This window comes from Crossiella sp. CA-258035, assembly GCF_030064675.1.
Classification (GTDB): Bacteria; Actinomycetota; Actinomycetes; order Mycobacteriales; family Pseudonocardiaceae; genus Crossiella.
Window position 1 is genome coordinate 1561751 of the sequence record NZ_CP116413.1, and the last position, 17693, is coordinate 1579443.

Here is a 17693-nt window from a genome sequence, read left to right on the forward strand (position 1 = left end):
GCCCTCACCCGTGCAGTCCGCACTCGGTCTTGGCCTTGCCCGCCCAGCGACCGCTGCGCGGGTCCGCGCCCGGCAGCGGCTTGGCCGTGCAGGGCGCGCAGCCGATGGACGGATATCCCGCGCCCACCAACGGGTTCTCCAGGATGCCGTGCTCGGTGATGTAGGCGTTGAACTCCTCGTCGGTCCAGGCCGCGATCGGGTTGATCTTGACCAGCCCGTTGCGCTCGTCCCAGCCCACGATCGGCGTGTTCGCCCGCGTCGGCGCGTCCACCCTGCGCACGCCGGTGACCCAGGCGTCGTAGCGGGACAGCGTGCGCCGCAACGGGATCACCTTGCGCATCGCGCAGCAGCGGTCGGCCGCGCGCTCGAACAGCTTCGGCCCGTGCTCGGCGTCCTGCTCGGCCACGGTGAGGTCCGGCAGCGCGTTGACGATGTTCACCGGGTACACCGTCGCCACCGCGTCCCTGGTGCCGATGGTCTCCGGGAAGTGGTAGCCCGTCTCCAGGAACAGCACGTCGAAACCGCTGGTCACCTTGGCCGCCAGGTCGATCAGCACCGCGTCCTGCATGTTCGAGGCCAGGATCCAGCGCTCCAGCGGGAAGGTCTCCGCGACCCAGGTCAGCGCCTCGGTCGCGGTGGCCCCGGCCAGTTCCTGGCCCGCCCGCTCGGCGAGGGACTGGAGATCGGTCGTGGTGCTCACCGGGTCACCTCCACCGGGCGTCGCAGGCCGACGAACTTCAGCGAGAACACCCGCTGGCACCCGGTGCAGCCCCACGCGCCGTGCGGCTCCTCCTCCGGTCGCAGGTCCTCGTCCCCGCAGTAGGGGCAGTAGAACGGCGTCGCTCGTTCGCTCATCGCAGATCGGCCTCCTCGGCGCGGGCCGCCCACTGGGCGAACCGCTCTCCTTCGGTGCGCTGGGCCACGAAGTTGCGCGCGACCCGCGCCACGTACTCACCCAGCTCGGCCGCGGTCACCTTGTGCCCGCGCAGCTTCCGGCCGAACCCGGCGTCCAGGCCGAGCCCGCCGCCCAGGTGCACCTGGTAGCCCTCGACCTGCTGGCCCTCCCCGTTGGTCACGATCTGGCCCTTGAGTCCGATGTCCGCGGTCTGGATCCGGGCGCAGGAGTTGGGGCAGCCGTTGATGTGCACGCTGATCGCCGCCTCGGCCAGGGTGTCCTGGACGTCGGCGAGCTGCTGCTCCAGCTCCTCGACCAGGCGCGCGGCGCGGGCCTTGGTCTCCACGATGGCCAGCTTGCAGAACTCGATGCCGGTGCAGGCCATCGTGGTGCGCCGCCACGGCGAAGGCTTGGCGTGCAGGCCCAGCGCGGCCAGCTCGTCCACCAGACTGTCCACTTCGGACTCGGCCACGTCCAGCACGACCAGCTTCTGCTGCGCGGTCAGCCGGACCCGGCGGGACCCGGCCCGCTCCACCGCCTTGGCCACGTCGAGCAGGATCGAGCCGGACACCCGCCCGGCGACCGGCGCGACCCCGATGTAGAACTTGCCGTCCTTCTGCCGGTGCACGCCGACGTGGTCGATCGGCGCGGTGGCCTCAGGCGCGACCCCGTCGAGCAGCTTCCGCTTGAGGTACTCGGTCTCCAGCACCTCGCGGAACTTCTCCACGCCCCAGTCGGCGACCAGGAACTTGATCCGCGCCCGGTGCCGCAGCCGCCGGTAGCCGTAGTCGCGGAAGACGCTGATCACGCCTTCCCAGACGTCGGGCACCTCGTCCAGGGGCACCCACACGCCGAGCCGCTTGGCCAGCATCGGGTTGGTGGACAGGCCGCCGCCGACGAACAGGTCGAAGCCGGGCCCGTGCTCGGGGTGGTCGACGCCGACGAAGGAGATGTCGTTGACCTCGTGCGCCACGTCCTGCAACCCGGAGATGGCGCTCTTGAACTTGCGCGGCAGGTTCGAGTAGGCCGGGTCGCCGATGTAGCGCTTGACGATCTCCTGGATGGCCGGGGTGCCGTCGATGACCTCCTCGGCGGAGATCCCGGCGACCGGCGAGCCGAGCACGACGCGCGGGCTGTCGCCGCAGGCCTCGGTGGTGCTCAGGCCGACCGCCTCGATCTTCTCCCAGATCGTGGGCACGTCCTCGATCTGGATCCAGTGGTACTGGATGTTCTGCCGGTCGGTGATGTCGGCGGTGTCGCGGGCGTAGGTCTGGGAGATCTCGCCCAGCACCCGCAGCTGCTCGGTGCTCAGCGCGCCGCCGTCGACGCGCACACGCAGCATGAAGTACTCGTCGTCGAGCTCCTCCGGTTCCAGCACGGCCGTGCGGCCGCCGTCGATACCGGGCTTGCGTTGGGTGTAGAGGCCGTACCAGCGGAAACGTCCGCGCAGATCGGCCGGGTCAATGGAGTCGAAGCCACCGCGGGCGTAGATGTTCTCGATCCGGGCCCGCACGTTGAGCGGGTTGTCGTCCTTCTTCGAGCGCTCGTTCGGGTTCAGCGGCTCGCGGTAGCCCAGCGCCCACTGCCCTTCGCCGCGGCGCTGTTTCACGGCCCGCGCCGGGGGAGAAGAGGTTGGGGGGACCATGGTCCGACCTCCGGGATTCGAGGCGGCCGTGCGCACCGTCGAAGCCCCAGGGTTCACATGGTGGGATGGGGATCTTCAGCCGGGACGCCCGTCGCCGGCTGGCAAAGAGAAATGCAGCGGCCGACTAGACGTACCGTCGGCAGAGCGCGCTGGAGACACGCAGGTAGTCCACGTGGCGGCGGGCCACGAGGAACAGGCGTCGTCCAGGCGAGGTCATGTCGACCAGCGTGCCACGCGTCCCCGGATGGGTCTACCGCCATCCGCATAGTGGGATGGTGAGACGGATTGAGACACTGCTGTTATGCCTTCCGTACTTCCCGACGGCGACCCGGCGCCCCAGGACGGCGCGCTGCCCGCCACCGCCCTGACCGGCCTTGGCACCCGACCGTTCGGGCTGTACGTGCACGTGCCGTTCTGCGCGACCCGCTGCGGCTACTGCGACTTCAACACCTACACCCCCGGTGAGCTGGGCAGCTCCGCCTCCCCGCAGTCCTGGCTGACCGGGCTGCGCCAGGAGCTGGAGCTGGCCGCGCGGGTGCTGGGCAGCCCACCGGCCGCGGACACCGTCTTCGTCGGCGGCGGCACCCCGTCCCTGCTCGGCGCGGACGGCCTGGCCGCGGTGCTCGGCGCGGTCCGGGACACCTTCGGCCTGGCCCCCGGCGCCGAGGTGACCACCGAGTCCAACCCGGAGTCCACCTCCCCGGAGTTCTTCGCCGGCATCCTGGCCGCCGGGTACACCAGGGTCTCCCTGGGCATGCAGTCCGCCGCCCCGCACGTGCTGGCGATCCTGGACCGCACGCACACTCCCGGCCGCGCCCGCGCCGCCGCGAAGGAAGCCCGCGCCGCCGGGTTCGAGCACGTGAACCTGGACCTGATCTACGGCACCCCCGGCGAACGCCCGCAGGACCTGGCCGAGTCCCTGGACGTGGTCCTGGCCGGCGGCGTCGACCACGTCTCGGCCTACGCCCTGATCGTCGAGGAGGGCACCGCCCTGGCCCGCCGGATCAACCGGGGCGAGTTGCCCACCCCGGACGACGACGTGCTCGCCGAACGCTACGAACAGGTCGACCAGACCCTCCGGCGCGCCGGCCTGACCTGGTACGAGGTCTCCAACTGGGCCACCGGCGAGGCCGCCCGCTGCCGCCACAACCTGGGCTACTGGCTCGGCGGCGACTGGTGGGGCGCGGGACCCGGCGCGCATAGCCACGTCGGCGGGGTCCGCTGGTGGAACGTCAAGCACCCCAGCCGCTACGCCGCCCTGCTCGCCGAGGGTCACTCACCGGCGGCGGGCCGGGAGACGCTGACCGCGCAGGACCGGGACGTGGAGCGCATCCTGCTGGAGCTGCGGCTGGTCGAGGGCCTGCCGGTGACGGTGCTGGACGAGGCGGGCCGCCGCGAGGCCGGGGTGGCCGCCGCGGACGGGCTGCTCGACGCGGCGAGCCTGGCGGGCGGGCGCTGCGTGCTCACCGACCAGGGCCGGTTGCTGGCCGACGCGGTGGTCCGGCGACTGGTGCCGTGAGCTGGCGCGGCCACGAGTTTTAAAGTAGTTTGCAGCTATGACCACAAGCGCGCCGGAGGTCAACTTCTCCGACCTGTCCAACAAGCCGGTCGACACCGTGCGCAAGCTGCAGGAGTCGCCGAGCCGGTCGGTGCGCGTCCACCGCAGGGGCGGTGAGGAAGACCTGGTGCTGGTCACCGCCAGCCGGGCCGCCGAGGTGCGGGAGGTCGTCTCCACCACCACCGCCCTGTTCGTCGCGCTCATGCAGCACAGCGCCGAGGTCAGGGACCTGGTCACCGAGGTGATGCCGACCGCCTTCCCGTGGGTGCGCTTCCTGCCGAGGGAGGACGTGCGGGCCTTCGTGGTCGAGCTGGTCGACATCCTGGAAGCGGCGAACTCCCTCGGCAATCCCGCCCCGGTGGTGCAGCTGATCACCGAATGGCGGCACACCGCCGAGGTGCACGCCGATCCCGAACTGCTGGCCACCCTGCGCAAGGACGGCGAGGACCTCGGCGAGGTCCCGGCGCCGGAGGCGACGCAGGCGTGAGTCCGAAGAAAGGCGATCCGGTCGCACCCCCGGCGATCGGCGCGGAGTGGCAGATCCGGTTCAGCACCACCGAGGCGGTCAAGGGTTGGCAGGACCTGGAGAACACCGCCCCCGGCAACCTGCGCAAGGCATGGGAGACGATGCGCGCGGAACCCGGTCCTGGACCGGGCAAGCCGACCAGCAGGCACCACCAGCTCCGCCGCTCGCTGGCCACCGGCAGCCACGGCGGCCGCACCCTGCCGCAGTGGCAGATCGAGGTCACCGGAGGCGGCCGGATCTGGTACCTGCTCGACGAGGACCGGCACACCGTCTGGGTGCAGGCAGCCTGCGCCGGGCACCCCAAGGCCACGGACTAACCCAGCGCCAGCACCCGGACGTGGATGAAGTTGCGCTGCTGGAGCGCCGCCCGCACCGCCCGGTGCAGCCCGTCCTCCAGGAACATCTCCCCGCGCCACTGGACCGCGTGGGCGAACAGGTCGCCGAAGAAGGTCGAGTCGGAGCTGAGCAGGCGGTCCAGCTCCAGCACCTTCTTCGTGGTCACCAGCTCGTCCAGCCGGACCGGCCGGGGCGGGATCTTCGCCCACTCCCTGGTACTCAGCCCATGGTCCGGGTACGGCCGCCCGTCCCGGACGTCCTTGAAGATCACCCCGGCCTCCCTGCCAGCACTCGCGCGTAGCACCCCACACCAGACCCTAGACTTGCAAGCGACAGGGAGGTGACGCGCGGTGAACACAGGGTCGCCGGACGACCGCCGCTTCGAGGTGTTGCGGGCGATCGTCGCCGACTACGTCAACACCCAGGAGCCGGTCGGGTCCAAGGCGCTGGTCGACCGGCACAACCTCGGGGTGTCCAGCGCGACGGTGCGCAACGACATGGCGGTGCTGGAGGAGGACGGCTACATCACCCAGCCGCACACCAGCGCCGGCCGGGTGCCCACGGACAAGGGCTACCGGGTCTTCGTGGACCGGCTGACCGAGGTCAAGCCGCTGTCCACGGCCGAGCGCAGGGCGATCCAGGCGTTCCTGGACGGGGCGATGGACCTGGACGACGTGCTCCGGCGCAGTGTGCGGCTGCTGGCGCAGCTGACCAGGCAGGTGGCCGTGGTGCAGTACCCGACGCTGACCCGGTCCTCGGTCCGGCACATCGAGGTGGTGCCGATCACGCAGGCCAGGCTGATGCTGGTGACCATCACCGACACCGGCCGGGTCGAGCAGCGCATGGTCGACCTGGGCGATGTGATCAGCACCGAGGACGTGGCCAGGGTGCGCTCCGTGCTCAACTCCACCCTGGTCGGGCGCAGGCTCGCCGATGCCTCCGCGCGGGTGGCCGAGCTGCCGGAGTCGGCGCCGAGTGAGCTGCGCGACATCATGATCCGGGTGTGCACCGCGCTGATCGAGTCGCTGGTGGAGCATCCGGAGGAGCGGCTGCTGCTCGGCGGCACCGCGAACCTGACCCGCAACGTGGCCGACTTCCCCAACTCCCTGCGCAGTGTGCTGGAAGCCTTGGAGGAGCAGGTCGTCGTGCTCAAGCTGCTGCAGGCGGCGCACGACCAGTCGACGATCACGGTGCGGATCGGGGAGGAGAACGAGGCCGAGGAGATGCGCAGCACCTCCGTGGTCTCCATCGGCTACGGCTCCTCCGCGGGCACCGTGCTCGGCGGCATGGGTGTGGTGGGGCCGACAAGAATGGACTACCCGGGAACGATGGCGGCTGTCCGCGCCGTTGCCGCATATGTGGGAGACATCCTGGCCGGCCGCTGAGCGGCGGCTGGCTGAGGGAAGAAGGACTGGGAGACGGTGGCAAGGGACTACTACGGCACTCTCGGCGTGCGTTCGGACGCGTCGCAAGAGGAGATCAAGCGGGCGTACCGCAAGCTCGCCCGCGAGCTGCACCCGGACGTGAACCCGGAGGAGAGTGCCCAGCAGCGTTTCCGTGAGGTGACCGCGGTCTACGAGGTGCTCTCCGACCCGGAGAAGCGCAAGATCGTCGACCTCGGCGGTGACCCGCTCTCGCCCGGTGGCGGCGGGGGTGGCGGACGCGGCGGCATGGGCGACCCGTTCGCCGGGTTCGGCCTCGGCGACATCATGGACGCCTTCTTCGGCGGCGGCCCGGCCAGCCGGGGTCCGCGCAGCCGGACCCAGCCCGGCTCGGACGCGCTGATCCGGCTGGAGGCCACCCTGGAGGAGTGCGCCAGCGGCATCACCCGCGAGCTGACCGTGGACACCGCGATCCTGTGCGACCTGTGCGAGGGCTCCGGCTGCGCCAAGGGCAGCTCGCCGATCCGCTGCGACACCTGCGGCGGGCGCGGCGAGGTGCAGTCCGTGCAGCGCTCCTTCCTCGGCCAGGTGGTCACCGCCCGGCCGTGCCCGGTCTGCCGCGGCTTCGGCGAGGTCATCCCCGACCCCTGCCAGCAGTGCGCGGGCGAGGGCAGGGTGCGCTCGCGGCGCACCATCAACGTCAAGATCCCGCCGGGCGTGGCCGACGGCATGCGGGTCCGGCTGGCCAGCCAGGGCGAGGTCGGCCCCGGCGGCGGACCGGCCGGTGACCTCTACGTCGAGGTCGAGGAACTGCCGCACGACACCTTCACCCGCGAGGGCACCGAGCTGCACTGCACGATCCGGGTGCCGATGACCGCGGCCGCACTGGGCGCGACCATCCCGATGCAGACCCTGGACGGCGTGGAGGAGCTGCCGCTGGACCCGGGCACCCAGCCGGACACCGAGCTGCTGCTGCCCGGCAAGGGCATGCCCCGGCTGCGGTCCTCCGGCCGGGTGGACGGGCGCGGCGACCTGCACGTGCACGTCGAGGTCGTGGTGCCGACCAAGCTGGACGAGGAACAGACCGCGCTGCTGCGCCAGCTCGCCGAGCTGCGCGGTGAGGAAGCCTCCGAGCTGGCCACCAACGCCAACGGGCGCGGCGGCGGCCTGTTCTCCAGGCTGCGGCACTCCTTCGGCCAGCGTTGATCCACGGCGACGCGGTCTTCCACGTCGACGAGCTCCCGAGCGGGGACTCAGCGCGGCTGGACGGACCGGAAGGCAGGCACGCGGCCACGGTGCGCCGGATGCGCGTCGGGGAGCACCTGGTGCTCTCCGACGGCGCGGGCGGCCTGGCCCGGTGCGCGGTGACCGAGGTCGGCAAGGACTCGGTCGGCCTCGACGTGCTGGCGCGCTGGCTCGAACCCGCGCCCAGCCCCCGGGTCACCCTGGTGCAGGCGCTGGTCAAGGGCGATCGCGGGGAGCTGGCGGTCGAGCTGGCCACCGAGGCCGGGATCGACGCGGTGCACCCGTGGCGCGCGGCCCGCTGTGTGGCCCGCTGGGAGGACGGACCGCGCGGGGCCAAGGCACTGGCCCGGTGGCGCTCCACGGCCCTCCAGGCGGCCAAACAGGCCCGCCGGGCCTGGGTCCCCGAGGTCGGCGAGCCGCTCGGCACCGGGCAGCTCGCCGAGCTGGTCCGGGACAGCGCGCGCACCCTGGTGCTGCACGAGGCCGCCGAGGTGGGCTTGGCCGAGGTGGAGCTGCCTGCGGAGGGGGACCTGCTGATCGTGGTCGGCCCGGAGGGTGGCATCACGGAGAGCGAGATCGCGCGACTCACTGAATCGGGAGCGATCCCAGTCCGGCTGGGGCACACCGTGCTGCGCGCCTCCACCGCCGCGGCGGTCGCCCTGGGTGCGCTGGGCGTGCTGACCGGCCGCTGGGGAGCTGCCGGCGGCACTGGCGAAAGTGCTCGTTAGCAACCACTTGCGCGCAGTTCTGCTACCTCGTCCACGGGAAATGGCGACCGGCCCAGCGATCGATCGCCAAACGGCAGCTTTCGCGCGCCGAGCGGCGTGATCCATTCGGTCGAGGTGTAGCGCGAGGGGCCGGATAGGAGCTACGCTCTGTCGCCGACGGGCAAGAAAGTTCTGGGGCAGCCTTCGTCGGCCCACCTCAGAGCACTTGCCGGAAACTGGCCTCGGGTGACGGGCACCCGAAGGATCGCCGGACACCTCCCCCCTCGGTCCGGCGCGGTTGCGTCGCGACGGAGTGACCCCCAGGCTCCGTCGCGACGCAACCACCCCCATCACCCACCCTGTGGTAAGTCCGGGGTTGTGGCTCGGTGGGCTCTGTGTCGAGGTTCGTATCCACTCTGCCGGTGGAATCGCGCTGGAGAATTTTTATAACACGCCTGTGCTAGAAAAGTACAGTGCCCAAACTCGTCGACCACGAGGCCCGTCGCCGGGAGCTGGCCCAGGCCGTGTGGCGGGTCGTCCAGCGCGACGGCGTGGAACGCGCCTCGGTGCGCGCGGTGGCCGCCGAGTCCGGCTGGTCGGCTGGCGCGCTGCGGCACTACTTCCCGACCCAGGACGCGCTGCTGCACTTCGCGATGGACCTGGCCGCGGAGAAGTTCACCGAACGGGCCCGCGCCGCCGACGAGCACGGCCGCCTGCCGCAGGACCACTCCGCGCCGTGGCGGGTGCGCAACCTGATGCGCACGCTGCTGCCGCTGGACGCCGAGAGCAAGGTCTCCGCCGAGGTCTGGATGGCCTTCGTCAGCCGCGCCAGGGTCGACCCGGTGCTGCGCGCCGCGGGCCGCAAGGGCGATGAGGAGGTGGCCTACTGGCTGCTGGACCGGCTGCGCGAGGCCAGGGCCGAGGGCATCCTGCGGCCGGGCGCCGACCCCGAACGCGAGGCGCTGCGGCTGCTCGCGCTCACCGACGGCCTGGTGCTGCACGGCCTGATCGCGCCGGAGGCGATGACGCCGGAGCTGATGTCCCAGCTGCTGGACGACCACATCCGGGAGCTGTTCCCGGGCAGCGACCTGAGCACCTGAGCGGCCAAGGGCCTATTGCGGTGGGGCTCGTCAGGGGCTGGCGTTAGCATCAATCCCGACAGAGACCCATTGACGCAAGCACCGCAGAAAGCAGGCCCGAGGCCACGTGGCCGGTACCGCACCTGGTGAAGCGACCCAGCCCGGGTCGAAGATCTCCCTGCCCGACTCCGCAGTCCTGGCGCTGCTCGGCTCCCGCGACGAGAACCTCCGTCTGCTGGAGGAGCTGCTCACCGCCGACGTGCACGTGCGGGGCAACGAACTCACGCTGACCGGCGAGCCTGCCGACGTCGCCTTCGCCGAACGCGTCTTCGCCGAGCTGGTCACCCTGGCCGGCAAGGGCCAGCCGGTCGGGCAGGACGCGGTGCGGCGCACGGTGGCCATGCTCGACGCCGGCACCGCCGAGTCCCCGGCCGAGGTGCTCAGCCTCAACATCATCTCCCGGCGCGGCCGGACCATCCGGCCCAAGACGCTGAACCAGAAGCGCTACGTGGACGCCATCGACGCGAACACCGTGGTCTTCGGCATCGGCCCGGCCGGCACCGGCAAGACCTACCTGGCCATGGCCAAGGCCGTGCAGGCGTTGCAGGCCAAGCAGGTCAGCCGGATCATCCTGACCAGGCCCGCGGTCGAGGCGGGGGAGCGGCTGGGCTACCTGCCGGGCACCCTCTACGACAAGATCGACCCGTACCTGCGGCCGCTCTACGACGCGCTGCACGACATGGTCGACCCGGAGTCGATCCCGCGGCTGACCCAGGCGGGCACGATCGAGGTGGCGCCGCTGGCCTACATGCGCGGCCGCACCCTCAACGACGCCTTCATCATCCTGGACGAGGCGCAGAACACCACGCCCGAGCAGATGAAGATGTTCCTCACCCGGCTCGGCTTCGGCTCCAAGATCGTGGTCACCGGCGACATCACCCAGGTCGACCTGCCCGGCGGGCAGCGCAGCGGCCTGAAGGTGGTCCGGGAGATCCTCGACGGTGTGGACGACGTGCACTTCTCCATCCTGACCAGCCAGGACGTGGTCCGGCACCGGCTGGTCGGGGAGATCGTGGACGCCTACGACCGCTGGCAGGTCGTGCAGGACAACGCGGAGAACGGCGCCGCGGCGCAGCGCGCCCACACCCGAAAGGCAAGGCGTTGAGCATCGAGATCGCCAACGAGTCCGGGGTCGGGGTCGAGGAGACCTCGATCGTCGACGCGGCGAGGTTCGCGCTGGACCGCATGGGCGTGAGCCCGCTGGCCGAGTTGTCCGTGCTGCTGGTCGAGCTGGACGTGATGTCCGACCTGCACGAGCGGTGGATGGACCTGCCGGGCCCCACCGACGTGATGGCCTTCCCGATGGACGAGCTGGACTCCGCCCGCCGCCCCGACGCGGCCGGGGTCGGTCCCGCGCTGCTCGGCGACATCGTGCTCTGCCCGGCCTTCGCCAAGGACCAGGCGCGCAAGGCGGGGCACAGCCTCACCGACGAGCTGCACCTGCTCACCGTGCACGGCGTGCTGCACCTGCTCGGCTACGACCACGCCGAGCCGGAGGAGGAGCGGGAGATGTTCTCCCTGCAGAACCGCATCCTCGCCGACTTCCGCACCGCGCGGGCGCAGGAGCAGCAGCGCGCGGCCGATGACAAGGTGCTCGGCGCGGTCGGCCTGCACGACGAGGCCGGGGAGCCGGCGGCGGAACCGGCCACCGGGGCGCCTGCCGCGGCGCCGGAGCGGCGCGCGGACGCCGACCCCGCGGGCTGAGGCGGCGACGGCGATGTCCGACCCCGTGACGCTGGTCGTCATCGCGGTCCTGCTGGTGCTCGCCGCCGGGGTCTTCGGCGCCGCCGACGCGGCGCTGGGCACGGTCTCCAGGGCCAGGGTGGACGCGCTGGTCCGGCAGGGCAGGGCAGGCGCCCGTCAGCTCGCGCTGGTGGTGGCCGACCGGCCCCGGCACATCAACCTGCTGCTGTTGCTGCGGCTGGGCTGCGAGCTGGCCGCCACCGTGCTGGTCACCTTCGCCTGCCTGTTCTGGATCGACACCGCCTGGCTGGCCGCGCTGGTGGCCATGCTGAGCATGCTGGTGACCAGCTACGTGCTGGTCGGCGTCGGCCCGCGCACCATCGGCCGCCAGCACCCCTACGGCGTGGGCATCCTGGTCGCCGGGCCGGTGCGCGCGCTGGTCACCGTGCTCGGGCCGCTGGCCAGGCTGCTGATCCTGATCGGTAACGCGATCACCCCCGGCCGCGGTTTCCGGGAGGGCCCGTTCTCCTCCGAGGTCGAGCTGCGCGAGCTGGTCGACCTGGCCCAGGAGCGCGGCGTGGTGGCCGCCGGCGAGCGCGAGATGATCCACTCGGTTTTCGAGCTGCGCGCCACCATCGCCCGCGAGGTCATGGTGCCGCGCACCGAGATCGTCTGGATCGAGCAGGACAAGTCGGTCCGGCAGGCCCTCGCGCTGTGCCTGCGCACCGGGTTCTCCCGCATCCCGGTGATCGGGGAGAGCGTGGACGACGTGGTCGGCGTGGTGAACCTCAAGGACCTGGTCCGCTCCTCGGTGGAGGGCGCGGCCGAGGCCGACCGCACGGTCGAGGTGCGCGAGCTGATGCGCCCGGCCAGCTTCGTGCCCGACTCCAAGCGGCTGGCCGAGCTGCTCAAGGAGATGCAGCTCTCCCGCAACCACCTGGCCATCGCGGTGGACGAGTACGGCGGCACCGCGGGGCTGCTCACCATCGAGGACATCATCGAGGAGATCGTCGGCGAGATCACCGACGAGCACGACGCGGACGAGCGCCCGCCGATCGAGGTGCTCGGCGACGGCACCCCCGCGGTCCGGGTGGTCTCCCGGCTGCCGGTGGAGGACCTGGGCGCCTACTTCGGCGTGGAGCTGGACGACTCCGAGGTGGAGACCGTGGGCGGCCTGCTGGCCCAGCGGCTGGGCCGGGTCCCGCTGCCGGGCGCGGAGGCCGAGATCGAGGGCCTGCGGCTGCGCGCCGAGGGCGGCAAGGACAACCGCGGCCGGATGCGGATCACCACCGTGCTGGTGTGCCCGGTCAGCACACTCACCCCGGCCGCCCCGGCCGAAGCCGACGGAAAGGACTCCCGTGCCTGAGCTCGACCCCGAGGACAACAAGCTCGTCGTGCTGGCCCGCGCCTCCCGCGCCCGCACCGCCGCCGCCGAGGGCGCCGCGGTCCGCGACACCGACGGCCGCACCTACGCCGCCACCACGGTCGCCCTGCCCTCGCTGAAGCTGACCGCCCTGCAGGCCGCGGTCGCGGCGGCGGTGTCCAGCGGGGCGGAGGGCCTGGAGGCGGCGGCGGTGGTCACCGCGGCGGCGGAGGCCGACGAGGCGTCCCGGTCCGCCCTGCGCGACCTGGCCCCCAACGCTCCCCTCCACATCGCAGGCCCCAACGGCGAGGTCCACACCACCCACTGACCAACCGCCCGAGTGTTGGCCGATCTCGTACGGAGTGTTGGCCGTTCTGGCCGCGGGGTGGGGTCAGCCGGTGCGGCGGAACGTCCGGCGGTAGCTGCTGGGCGCGGTGCCGAGCTGGGCGCGCAGGTGTGCCCGGAGTGAGGCCGCGGTGCCAAAACCGGCCTGGGCGGCGATCCGGTCCACCGGCAGGTCGGTCTCCTCCAGCAGCCGCCTGGCCAGCTCCACCCGCTGCCGCACCAGCCACTGCCCTGGGCTCAGGCCGGTCTCCTCGCGGAAGCGGCGGGTGAAGGTGCGCACGCTCATCCGCGCCCGGGTGGCCAGCTCGCGCAGGTCCAGCGGGCGTTCCAGGTTGCCCAGCATCCACTCGCGGACCTCGGTGGTGCCCGAGTCCGGCTCCACCGGCAGCGGGCGCTCGATGAACTGGGCCTGCCCGCCGTCCCGCCAGGGCGCGACCACGCAGCGCCGGGCGCTGCGGTTGGCCACCCCGCTGCCGTGGTCCAGGCGCACCACGTGCAGGCACAGGTCCAGGCCCGCGGCCACGCCCGCGGAGGTGAGCACCTGGCCGTCGTCGACGAAGAGCACCTCCGGCCGCAGGTCCACCTCGGGGAACAGCCGCCGGAACCGCTTGACCCAGCGCCAGTGCGTGGCCGCGGGCCGTCCGTCCAGCAGCCCGGCCGCGGCCAGCGCGAAGGACCCGGTGCAGATGGAGAGCACCCGCTTCCCCGCCGCCAGCGCGGCCTGGAACGCCTCGCCGACGCCCTCCGGCAGCACCCCCTCGGTCACGATCGGGCCGTCGTGCACGCCGGTGGCCACCACCGTGTCCGCCCACTCGAAGGCCTCCAGGCCGTGCTCGGGCAGCACCCGGTACCCGGCCGCGGCCCGCACCGGCCCGCCGTCGGAGGAGCACACCCGCACCTCGTAGAGCGGCTCGCCCCGGTCGCCGCGGGCGGCGGTGCCGAAGACCTGTGGCGGCACGCCGAGGTCGACCCCGGCGGCGTGGTCGAAGGTCAGCACGGCGACCCGGTGCGGACGGTCCATGGCCCGATCCTTGCACATGTTGGCCTTCGGGCCACTCGTCCGCGGCGACCGGCGCATCGAGGCTGGCTCGGTGACCCAGACTCAGCTCACCCGTCCCCGCCTGCACCGGGCCTGGCTGGTCGCCGCCGTGGCCTTCGTCGCGCTGGTCGGCGCCGCCGGTTTCCGCGCCACCCCCGGCGTGCTGATCAACCCCCTGCAACAGGAGTTCGGCTGGCCGCTGGGCACCATCTCGCTGGCCGTCTCGATCAACCTGCTGCTCTTCGGCCTGACCTCGCCGTTCGCCGCGGCCCTGATGGAGCGCTTCGGCGTGCGCAAGGTGGTGGCCTGCGCGCTGGCGCTGGTCGCCGCGGGCAGCGGGCTGACCGTGTTCATGACCGCCACCTGGCAGCTGGTGCTGCTGTGGGGCGTGCTGGTCGGGCTGGGCACCGGGTCGATGGCGCTGGCCTTCGTGGCCACCATCACCACCCGCTGGTTCGTCAAGCAGCGCGGCCTGGTCACCGGCGTGCTCACCGCGGGCAGCGCGGCCGGTCAGCTGGTGTTCCTGCCGTTGCAGGCGCTGCTGGTGGAGCAGTACGGCTGGCGCTGGGCCTCGCTGGCGGTCGCCCTCGGCGCGCTCGCGGTGGTGCCGCTGGTGCTGGGGCTGCTGCGGGACCACCCGGCCGAGGTGGGCCTGACCGCCTACGGCGCCACCGGCGCGCCCGAACTGCCACCCCGGCCTGCCGGTGGCGCGGCCAAGCGCGCCCTGTCCGTGCTGGCCACCGCCGCGCGCACCAAGGCGTTCTGGTTCCTGGCCATCGGCTTCGCGATCTGCGGCATGAGCACCAACGGCCTGGTCGGCACGCACTTCATCCCGGCCGCGCATGACCACGGCATGCCCACCACCACCGCGGCCGGGCTGCTCGCCCTGGTCGGCATCTTCGACATCGTGGGCACCGTGCTCTCCGGCTGGCTGACCGACCGGGTCGACTCCAGGCTGCTGCTCGGCGCCTACTACCTGCTGCGCGGGGTGTCGCTGTTCGTCCTGCCCAGCCTCTTCGACGCCAGCGCCGGGCCCAGCATGCTGGTCTTCATCATCTTCTACGGCCTGGACTGGGTGGCCACCGTGCCACCCACGGTCGCACTGTGCCGGGAGCACTTCGGCCAGGACGGGCCGGTGGTCTTCGGCTGGGTCTTCGCCGCGCACCAGGTCGGCGCGGCCATCGCGGCCACCGGCGCCGGCCTGCTGCGCGAGCACCTCGGCAACTACACCGCGTCCTGGTACCTGGCCGCCGGACTGTGCATGATCGCGGCGGTGGCCTCCATGATGATCACCACGTTGCGCGCCAAGCGCTCGGTCCCGGTGCCGGTGGCCCCGTAGCGTGAACGCCTGTGCGCCTGACCGTGTGCCGTGACTGCTGCTGCGGGACCACCCGCAAGCACCCCGAGCTCGACCACGACGAGCAGCTGCGCAGGCTGCGCGAGATCGCCGAGCGGCACGGGGCCAGGGTGACCGTCTCGGACTGCCTCGACGTGTGCGCGCAGTCCAACGTGGTCGTGGTGCAGCGGCCCGGCGGCGGCAAACCGGTCTGGCTCGGCTTCGTGCTCGGCGAGGCCGTGCTCGGCGACCTGGCCAGGTGGCTGGCCGCCGGTGGGCCGGGCCGGGCGCCGCTGCCGGACACCCTGGAGCTGCACCGGATCAGCCCGCCGGTCCGGGAGGGCTCCCCGTAGTCCTGCCCTACAACAGGCGGCATGCCGAAACCGCTGCGCGTCACCCGAGTAGTGATCATCATCCAAGCCGTGCTGAACCTGGCCCTCGGCGGGTTCGCCCTCGTCCTGCTCGCCCAGGAGAGCGACCGCGCGTGGGCCAGGGGGAACCTGGACGTGCAGGCCCTGCTGCTGGTGGTCTCGCTGCTGGCCATGGTGCTGCTGCTGGTGTGCGCGACGCGGTTCGGCCACCGCGAGCCGTGGGTGCGCTTCACCGCGCTGGGGGTGGAGTGGGTCGTGCTGGCGGGCGCGGTGCTCAACATCGTCGGCGGGCTGATGATGGGCGCGCTCCTGCCGCAGGCGGTGATCCCGTTGGTCTTCGCGGTGCTCGTGCTGCAGGCCCTGCTCAGGTCGGAGTCCAGGGAGTGGTTCACCGGGGAGCTGCGAGAATGGTCGGGTGACCAGCGTCAGTGACACCCACCGCTCCGGCTTCGCCTGCTTCGTCGGCAGGCCGAACGCAGGCAAGTCCACCCTCACCAACGCACTGGTCGGCACCAAGGTCGCCATCACCTCCAGCCGCCCGCAGACCACCCGGCACACCATCCGCGGTGTGGTGCACCGGCCGGACGCGCAGCTGGTCATCGTGGACACCCCCGGCCTGCACCGGCCACGCACCCTGCTCGGCCAGCGGCTCAACGACCTGGTCAGGGAGACCTGGTCGGAGGTGGACGTGGTCGGTCTGTGCGTGCCAGCCGACCAGCCGGTGGGCCCCGGTGACAAGTTCATCGCCGCGGAGCTGAAGAAGATCGCCAAGAGCACCCCGGTGATCGGCATCGTGACCAAGACCGACCTGGTCAGCCAGGAGCTGGTGGCCCAGCAGCTGCTCGCGCTGCAGGAGATCATGGAGTTCACCGAGCTGATCCCGGTCTCCGCGGTGGACGGCTTCCAGGTGGAGGCGCTGACCGAGCTGCTGGTCGGCCGCCTGCCGCGCGGGCCGCAGCTCTACCCCGACGGCGAGCTGACCGACGAGCCGGAGGCCACCCTGGTCGCCGAGCTGATCAGGGAGGCCGCCCTGGAGGGGGTGCGGGACGAGCTGCCGCACTCCATCGCGGTCACCGTGGAGGAGATGGTGCCGCACCCCGGCCGCACCGACATGATCGACGTGCACGCGGTGATCTACCTGGAGCGGGACAGCCAGAAGGGGATCATGATCGGGCACAAGGGCTCCCGGCTCAAGCAGGTCGGCTCCACCGCGCGCGGGCACATCGAGAGCCTGCTCGGCACCAAGGTCTACCTGGACCTGCACGTCAAGATCGCCAAGGACTGGCAGCGGGACCCCAAGCAGCTGCGCCGCCTCGGGTTCTGAGCCTGTCGTCCCGGCATGCGACGATGACCGGGTGAGTCTCTACCGCGACACCGGCGTGGTGCTGCGGGTGCAGAAGCTGGGCGAGGCGGACCGCATCGTCACGCTGCTGTCCCGGCGGCACGGCAAGGTGCGCGCGGTGGCCAAGGGCGTGCGGCGGATGACCTCCCGCTTCGGCGCCAGGGTGGAGCCGTTCTGCCACGTCGACGTGCAGCTCTACACCGGCCGCACGCTGGATGTGATCACCCAGGTGCAGACCCTGGACGCCTTCGGCGCCGGGATCGTCGGCGACTACCCGCGCTACACCGCGGGCTGCGCGGTGCTGGAGACCGCCGACCGGCTCACCGCCGAGGAGAACGCGCCGGCGCTGCGGCTGTACATGCTGGTCGTGGGCGCCTTGCGGGCGCTGGCTGACGACAGCCGGGAGGCGCCGCTGGTGCTGGACGCCTTCCTGCTCAGGGCCATGGGCTACGCCGGGTGGGCGCCCGCGCTCAGCGAGTGCGCCCGGTGCGGGGAGCCCGGCCCGCACCAGTCCTTCAGCGTGCAGGCCGGTGGCGCGGTCTGCCACCGGTGCCGCCCGCCGGGGTCGACCAAACCGACCCAGGAGACCCTGGGACTGCTGGAGGCGCTGCTGCACGGTGACTGGCCGGTCGCCGAGCAGGCCAGCCACTCCGCGCGGCGGGAGGGCAGCGGCCTGGTGGCCGCGCACCTGCAGTGGCATCTGGAGCGCCAGCTGCGTTCGCTACCGTTGGTGGAACGCAAGCGCTCGGCAGTGGTGCCCGAGCCGCAGGCCTAGTTGTTC

The 17693-nt window shown here is 72.1% G+C and carries 22 protein-coding genes; 16 read left to right on the top strand and 6 right to left on the bottom strand.

Features of this window, described 5'->3' with window-relative positions:
• Window positions 1-4: 4 nt before the first annotated feature.
• The 4 genes from N8J89_RS07455 to N8J89_RS41720 form a co-directional block, all read right to left on the bottom strand.
• Window positions 5-700, bottom strand: a complete 696-nt coding sequence (locus tag N8J89_RS07455; protein WP_283663605.1) for a phosphoadenylyl-sulfate reductase — start codon at window positions 698-700, stop codon at window positions 5-7.
• Window positions 697-855 (bottom strand): Insertion element protein, encoded by a 159-nt coding sequence (locus N8J89_RS07460; protein ID WP_283663606.1) that lies wholly within the window; start codon window positions 853-855, stop codon window positions 697-699. The genes N8J89_RS07455 and N8J89_RS07460 overlap by 4 nt, the downstream gene beginning before the upstream one ends.
• The gene (locus N8J89_RS07465) at window positions 852-2540 is read right to left on the bottom strand and encodes a nitrite/sulfite reductase (protein ID WP_283663607.1); all 1689 of its coding nucleotides are present in this window, start codon (window positions 2538-2540) and stop codon (window positions 852-854) included. Before N8J89_RS07465 ends, N8J89_RS07460 begins: the two co-directional genes overlap by 4 nt.
• Before the next feature lie 124 nt (window positions 2541-2664).
• Window positions 2665-2757, bottom strand: a complete 93-nt coding sequence (locus N8J89_RS41720) for a putative leader peptide (protein WP_349497452.1) — start codon at window positions 2755-2757, stop codon at window positions 2665-2667.
• Between the two features lie 84 nt (window positions 2758-2841).
• Here N8J89_RS41720 and hemW point away from each other — a divergent pair, with 84 nt between their 5' ends.
• Genes hemW through N8J89_RS07480 form a run of 3 tightly spaced genes read left to right on the top strand, consistent with a single transcriptional unit; the run spans window position 2842 to window position 4941 of the window.
• Entirely contained in the window at window positions 2842-4059 is a 1218-nt protein-coding gene (hemW, locus tag N8J89_RS07470; protein WP_283663608.1) for a radical SAM family heme chaperone HemW, read from the top strand.
• Window positions 4060-4096: 37 nt separating this feature from the next.
• Window positions 4097-4585, top strand: coding sequence for a hypothetical protein (locus tag N8J89_RS07475; RefSeq protein WP_283663609.1), 489 nt, complete (start codon window positions 4097-4099; stop codon window positions 4583-4585).
• Complete coding sequence (locus N8J89_RS07480) at window positions 4582-4941, top strand: hypothetical protein (protein WP_283663610.1); 360 nt, start codon at window positions 4582-4584, stop codon at window positions 4939-4941. The genes N8J89_RS07475 and N8J89_RS07480 overlap by 4 nt, the downstream gene beginning before the upstream one ends.
• Here the strand turns inward: N8J89_RS07480 and N8J89_RS07485 are convergent.
• The gene (locus N8J89_RS07485) at window positions 4938-5231 is read right to left on the bottom strand and encodes a type II toxin-antitoxin system VapB family antitoxin (protein WP_247759489.1); all 294 of its coding nucleotides are present in this window, start codon (window positions 5229-5231) and stop codon (window positions 4938-4940) included. The genes N8J89_RS07480 and N8J89_RS07485 overlap by 4 nt on opposite strands.
• A 79-nt stretch (window positions 5232-5310) precedes the next feature.
• Between N8J89_RS07485 and hrcA the strand changes: the two genes are divergently transcribed.
• The 8 genes from hrcA (at window position 5311) to N8J89_RS07525 (ending at window position 12807) form a co-directional block, all read left to right on the top strand.
• Window positions 5311-6345 (top strand): heat-inducible transcriptional repressor HrcA, encoded by a 1035-nt coding sequence (hrcA, locus tag N8J89_RS07490; protein WP_252481738.1) that lies wholly within the window; start codon window positions 5311-5313, stop codon window positions 6343-6345.
• Between the two features lie 36 nt (window positions 6346-6381).
• Complete coding sequence (gene dnaJ / locus N8J89_RS07495; protein ID WP_283663611.1) at window positions 6382-7548, top strand: molecular chaperone DnaJ; 1167 nt, start codon at window positions 6382-6384, stop codon at window positions 7546-7548.
• Window positions 7548-8315, top strand: coding sequence for a 16S rRNA (uracil(1498)-N(3))-methyltransferase (locus N8J89_RS07500; RefSeq protein ID WP_283666113.1), 768 nt, complete (start codon window positions 7548-7550; stop codon window positions 8313-8315). The genes dnaJ and N8J89_RS07500 overlap by 1 nt, the downstream gene beginning before the upstream one ends.
• 452 nt (window positions 8316-8767) lie before the next feature.
• Complete coding sequence (locus tag N8J89_RS07505) at window positions 8768-9394, top strand: TetR/AcrR family transcriptional regulator (protein ID WP_283663612.1); 627 nt, start codon at window positions 8768-8770, stop codon at window positions 9392-9394.
• Window positions 9395-9500: 106 nt separating this feature from the next.
• Entirely contained in the window at window positions 9501-10538 is a 1038-nt protein-coding gene (locus N8J89_RS07510) for a PhoH family protein (protein ID WP_283663613.1), read from the top strand.
• Window positions 10535-11137, top strand: a complete 603-nt coding sequence (gene ybeY, locus N8J89_RS07515) for an rRNA maturation RNase YbeY (RefSeq protein ID WP_283663614.1) — start codon at window positions 10535-10537, stop codon at window positions 11135-11137. The genes N8J89_RS07510 and ybeY overlap by 4 nt, the downstream gene beginning before the upstream one ends.
• 13 nt (window positions 11138-11150) lie before the next feature.
• Window positions 11151-12482: a hemolysin family protein gene (locus N8J89_RS07520; protein WP_283663615.1), complete on the top strand. Its 1332-nt coding sequence runs from the start codon at window positions 11151-11153 to the stop codon at window positions 12480-12482.
• A complete protein-coding gene (locus tag N8J89_RS07525) occupies window positions 12475-12807 on the top strand; it encodes a cytidine deaminase-like protein (protein ID WP_283663616.1) in 333 nt (110 codons plus the stop codon). The genes N8J89_RS07520 and N8J89_RS07525 overlap by 8 nt, the downstream gene beginning before the upstream one ends.
• A 63-nt stretch (window positions 12808-12870) precedes the next feature.
• Here the strand turns inward: N8J89_RS07525 and N8J89_RS07530 are convergent, their stop codons facing one another.
• Window positions 12871-13845: a GlxA family transcriptional regulator gene (locus N8J89_RS07530; protein WP_283663617.1), complete on the bottom strand. Its 975-nt coding sequence runs from the start codon at window positions 13843-13845 to the stop codon at window positions 12871-12873.
• Between the two features lie 70 nt (window positions 13846-13915).
• Between N8J89_RS07530 and N8J89_RS07535 the strand changes: the two genes are divergently transcribed.
• From N8J89_RS07535 to recO, 5 genes are read left to right on the top strand one after another with little or no spacing between them, the layout of a single operon-like run.
• Window positions 13916-15202 (top strand): MFS transporter, encoded by a 1287-nt coding sequence (locus N8J89_RS07535; RefSeq protein WP_283663618.1) that lies wholly within the window; start codon window positions 13916-13918, stop codon window positions 15200-15202.
• 11 nt (window positions 15203-15213) lie between these two features.
• A complete protein-coding gene (locus N8J89_RS07540) occupies window positions 15214-15552 on the top strand; it encodes a (2Fe-2S) ferredoxin domain-containing protein (protein WP_283663619.1) in 339 nt (112 codons plus the stop codon).
• A gap of 21 nt (window positions 15553-15573) precedes the next feature.
• On the top strand, window positions 15574-16002 hold the full coding sequence (locus tag N8J89_RS07545) for a hypothetical protein (protein ID WP_283663620.1): 429 nt from the start codon (window positions 15574-15576) through the stop codon (window positions 16000-16002).
• Complete coding sequence (gene era, locus N8J89_RS07550; protein WP_283663621.1) at window positions 15986-16894, top strand: GTPase Era; 909 nt, start codon at window positions 15986-15988, stop codon at window positions 16892-16894. The genes N8J89_RS07545 and era overlap by 17 nt, the downstream gene beginning before the upstream one ends.
• 31 nt (window positions 16895-16925) lie before the next feature.
• Window positions 16926-17687 (top strand): DNA repair protein RecO, encoded by a 762-nt coding sequence (recO, locus tag N8J89_RS07555; protein WP_283663622.1) that lies wholly within the window; start codon window positions 16926-16928, stop codon window positions 17685-17687.
• Window positions 17688-17693 lie beyond the last annotated feature (6 nt).

Bases quoted from the DNA above. Each gene is read 5' to 3' on its own strand.
- hemW (WP_283663608.1), top strand. From the start codon at position 2,842: ATGCCTTCCGTACTTCCCGACGGCGACCCGGCGCCCCAGGACGGCGCG.
- N8J89_RS07520 (WP_283663615.1), top strand. From the start codon at position 11,151: ATGTCCGACCCCGTGACGCTGGTCGTCATCGCGGTCCTGCTGGTGCTC.
- N8J89_RS07530 (WP_283663617.1), bottom strand. From the start codon at position 13,845: ATGGACCGTCCGCACCGGGTCGCCGTGCTGACCTTCGACCACGCCGCC.
- N8J89_RS07460 (WP_283663606.1), bottom strand. From the start codon at position 855: ATGAGCGAACGAGCGACGCCGTTCTACTGCCCCTACTGCGGGGACGAG.
- N8J89_RS41720 (WP_349497452.1), bottom strand. From the start codon at position 2,757: ATGACCTCGCCTGGACGACGCCTGTTCCTCGTGGCCCGCCGCCACGTG.
- N8J89_RS07545 (WP_283663620.1), top strand. From the start codon at position 15,574: ATGCCGAAACCGCTGCGCGTCACCCGAGTAGTGATCATCATCCAAGCC.
- N8J89_RS07475 (WP_283663609.1), top strand. From the start codon at position 4,097: ATGACCACAAGCGCGCCGGAGGTCAACTTCTCCGACCTGTCCAACAAG.
- N8J89_RS07465 (WP_283663607.1), bottom strand. From the start codon at position 2,540: ATGGTCCCCCCAACCTCTTCTCCCCCGGCGCGGGCCGTGAAACAGCGC.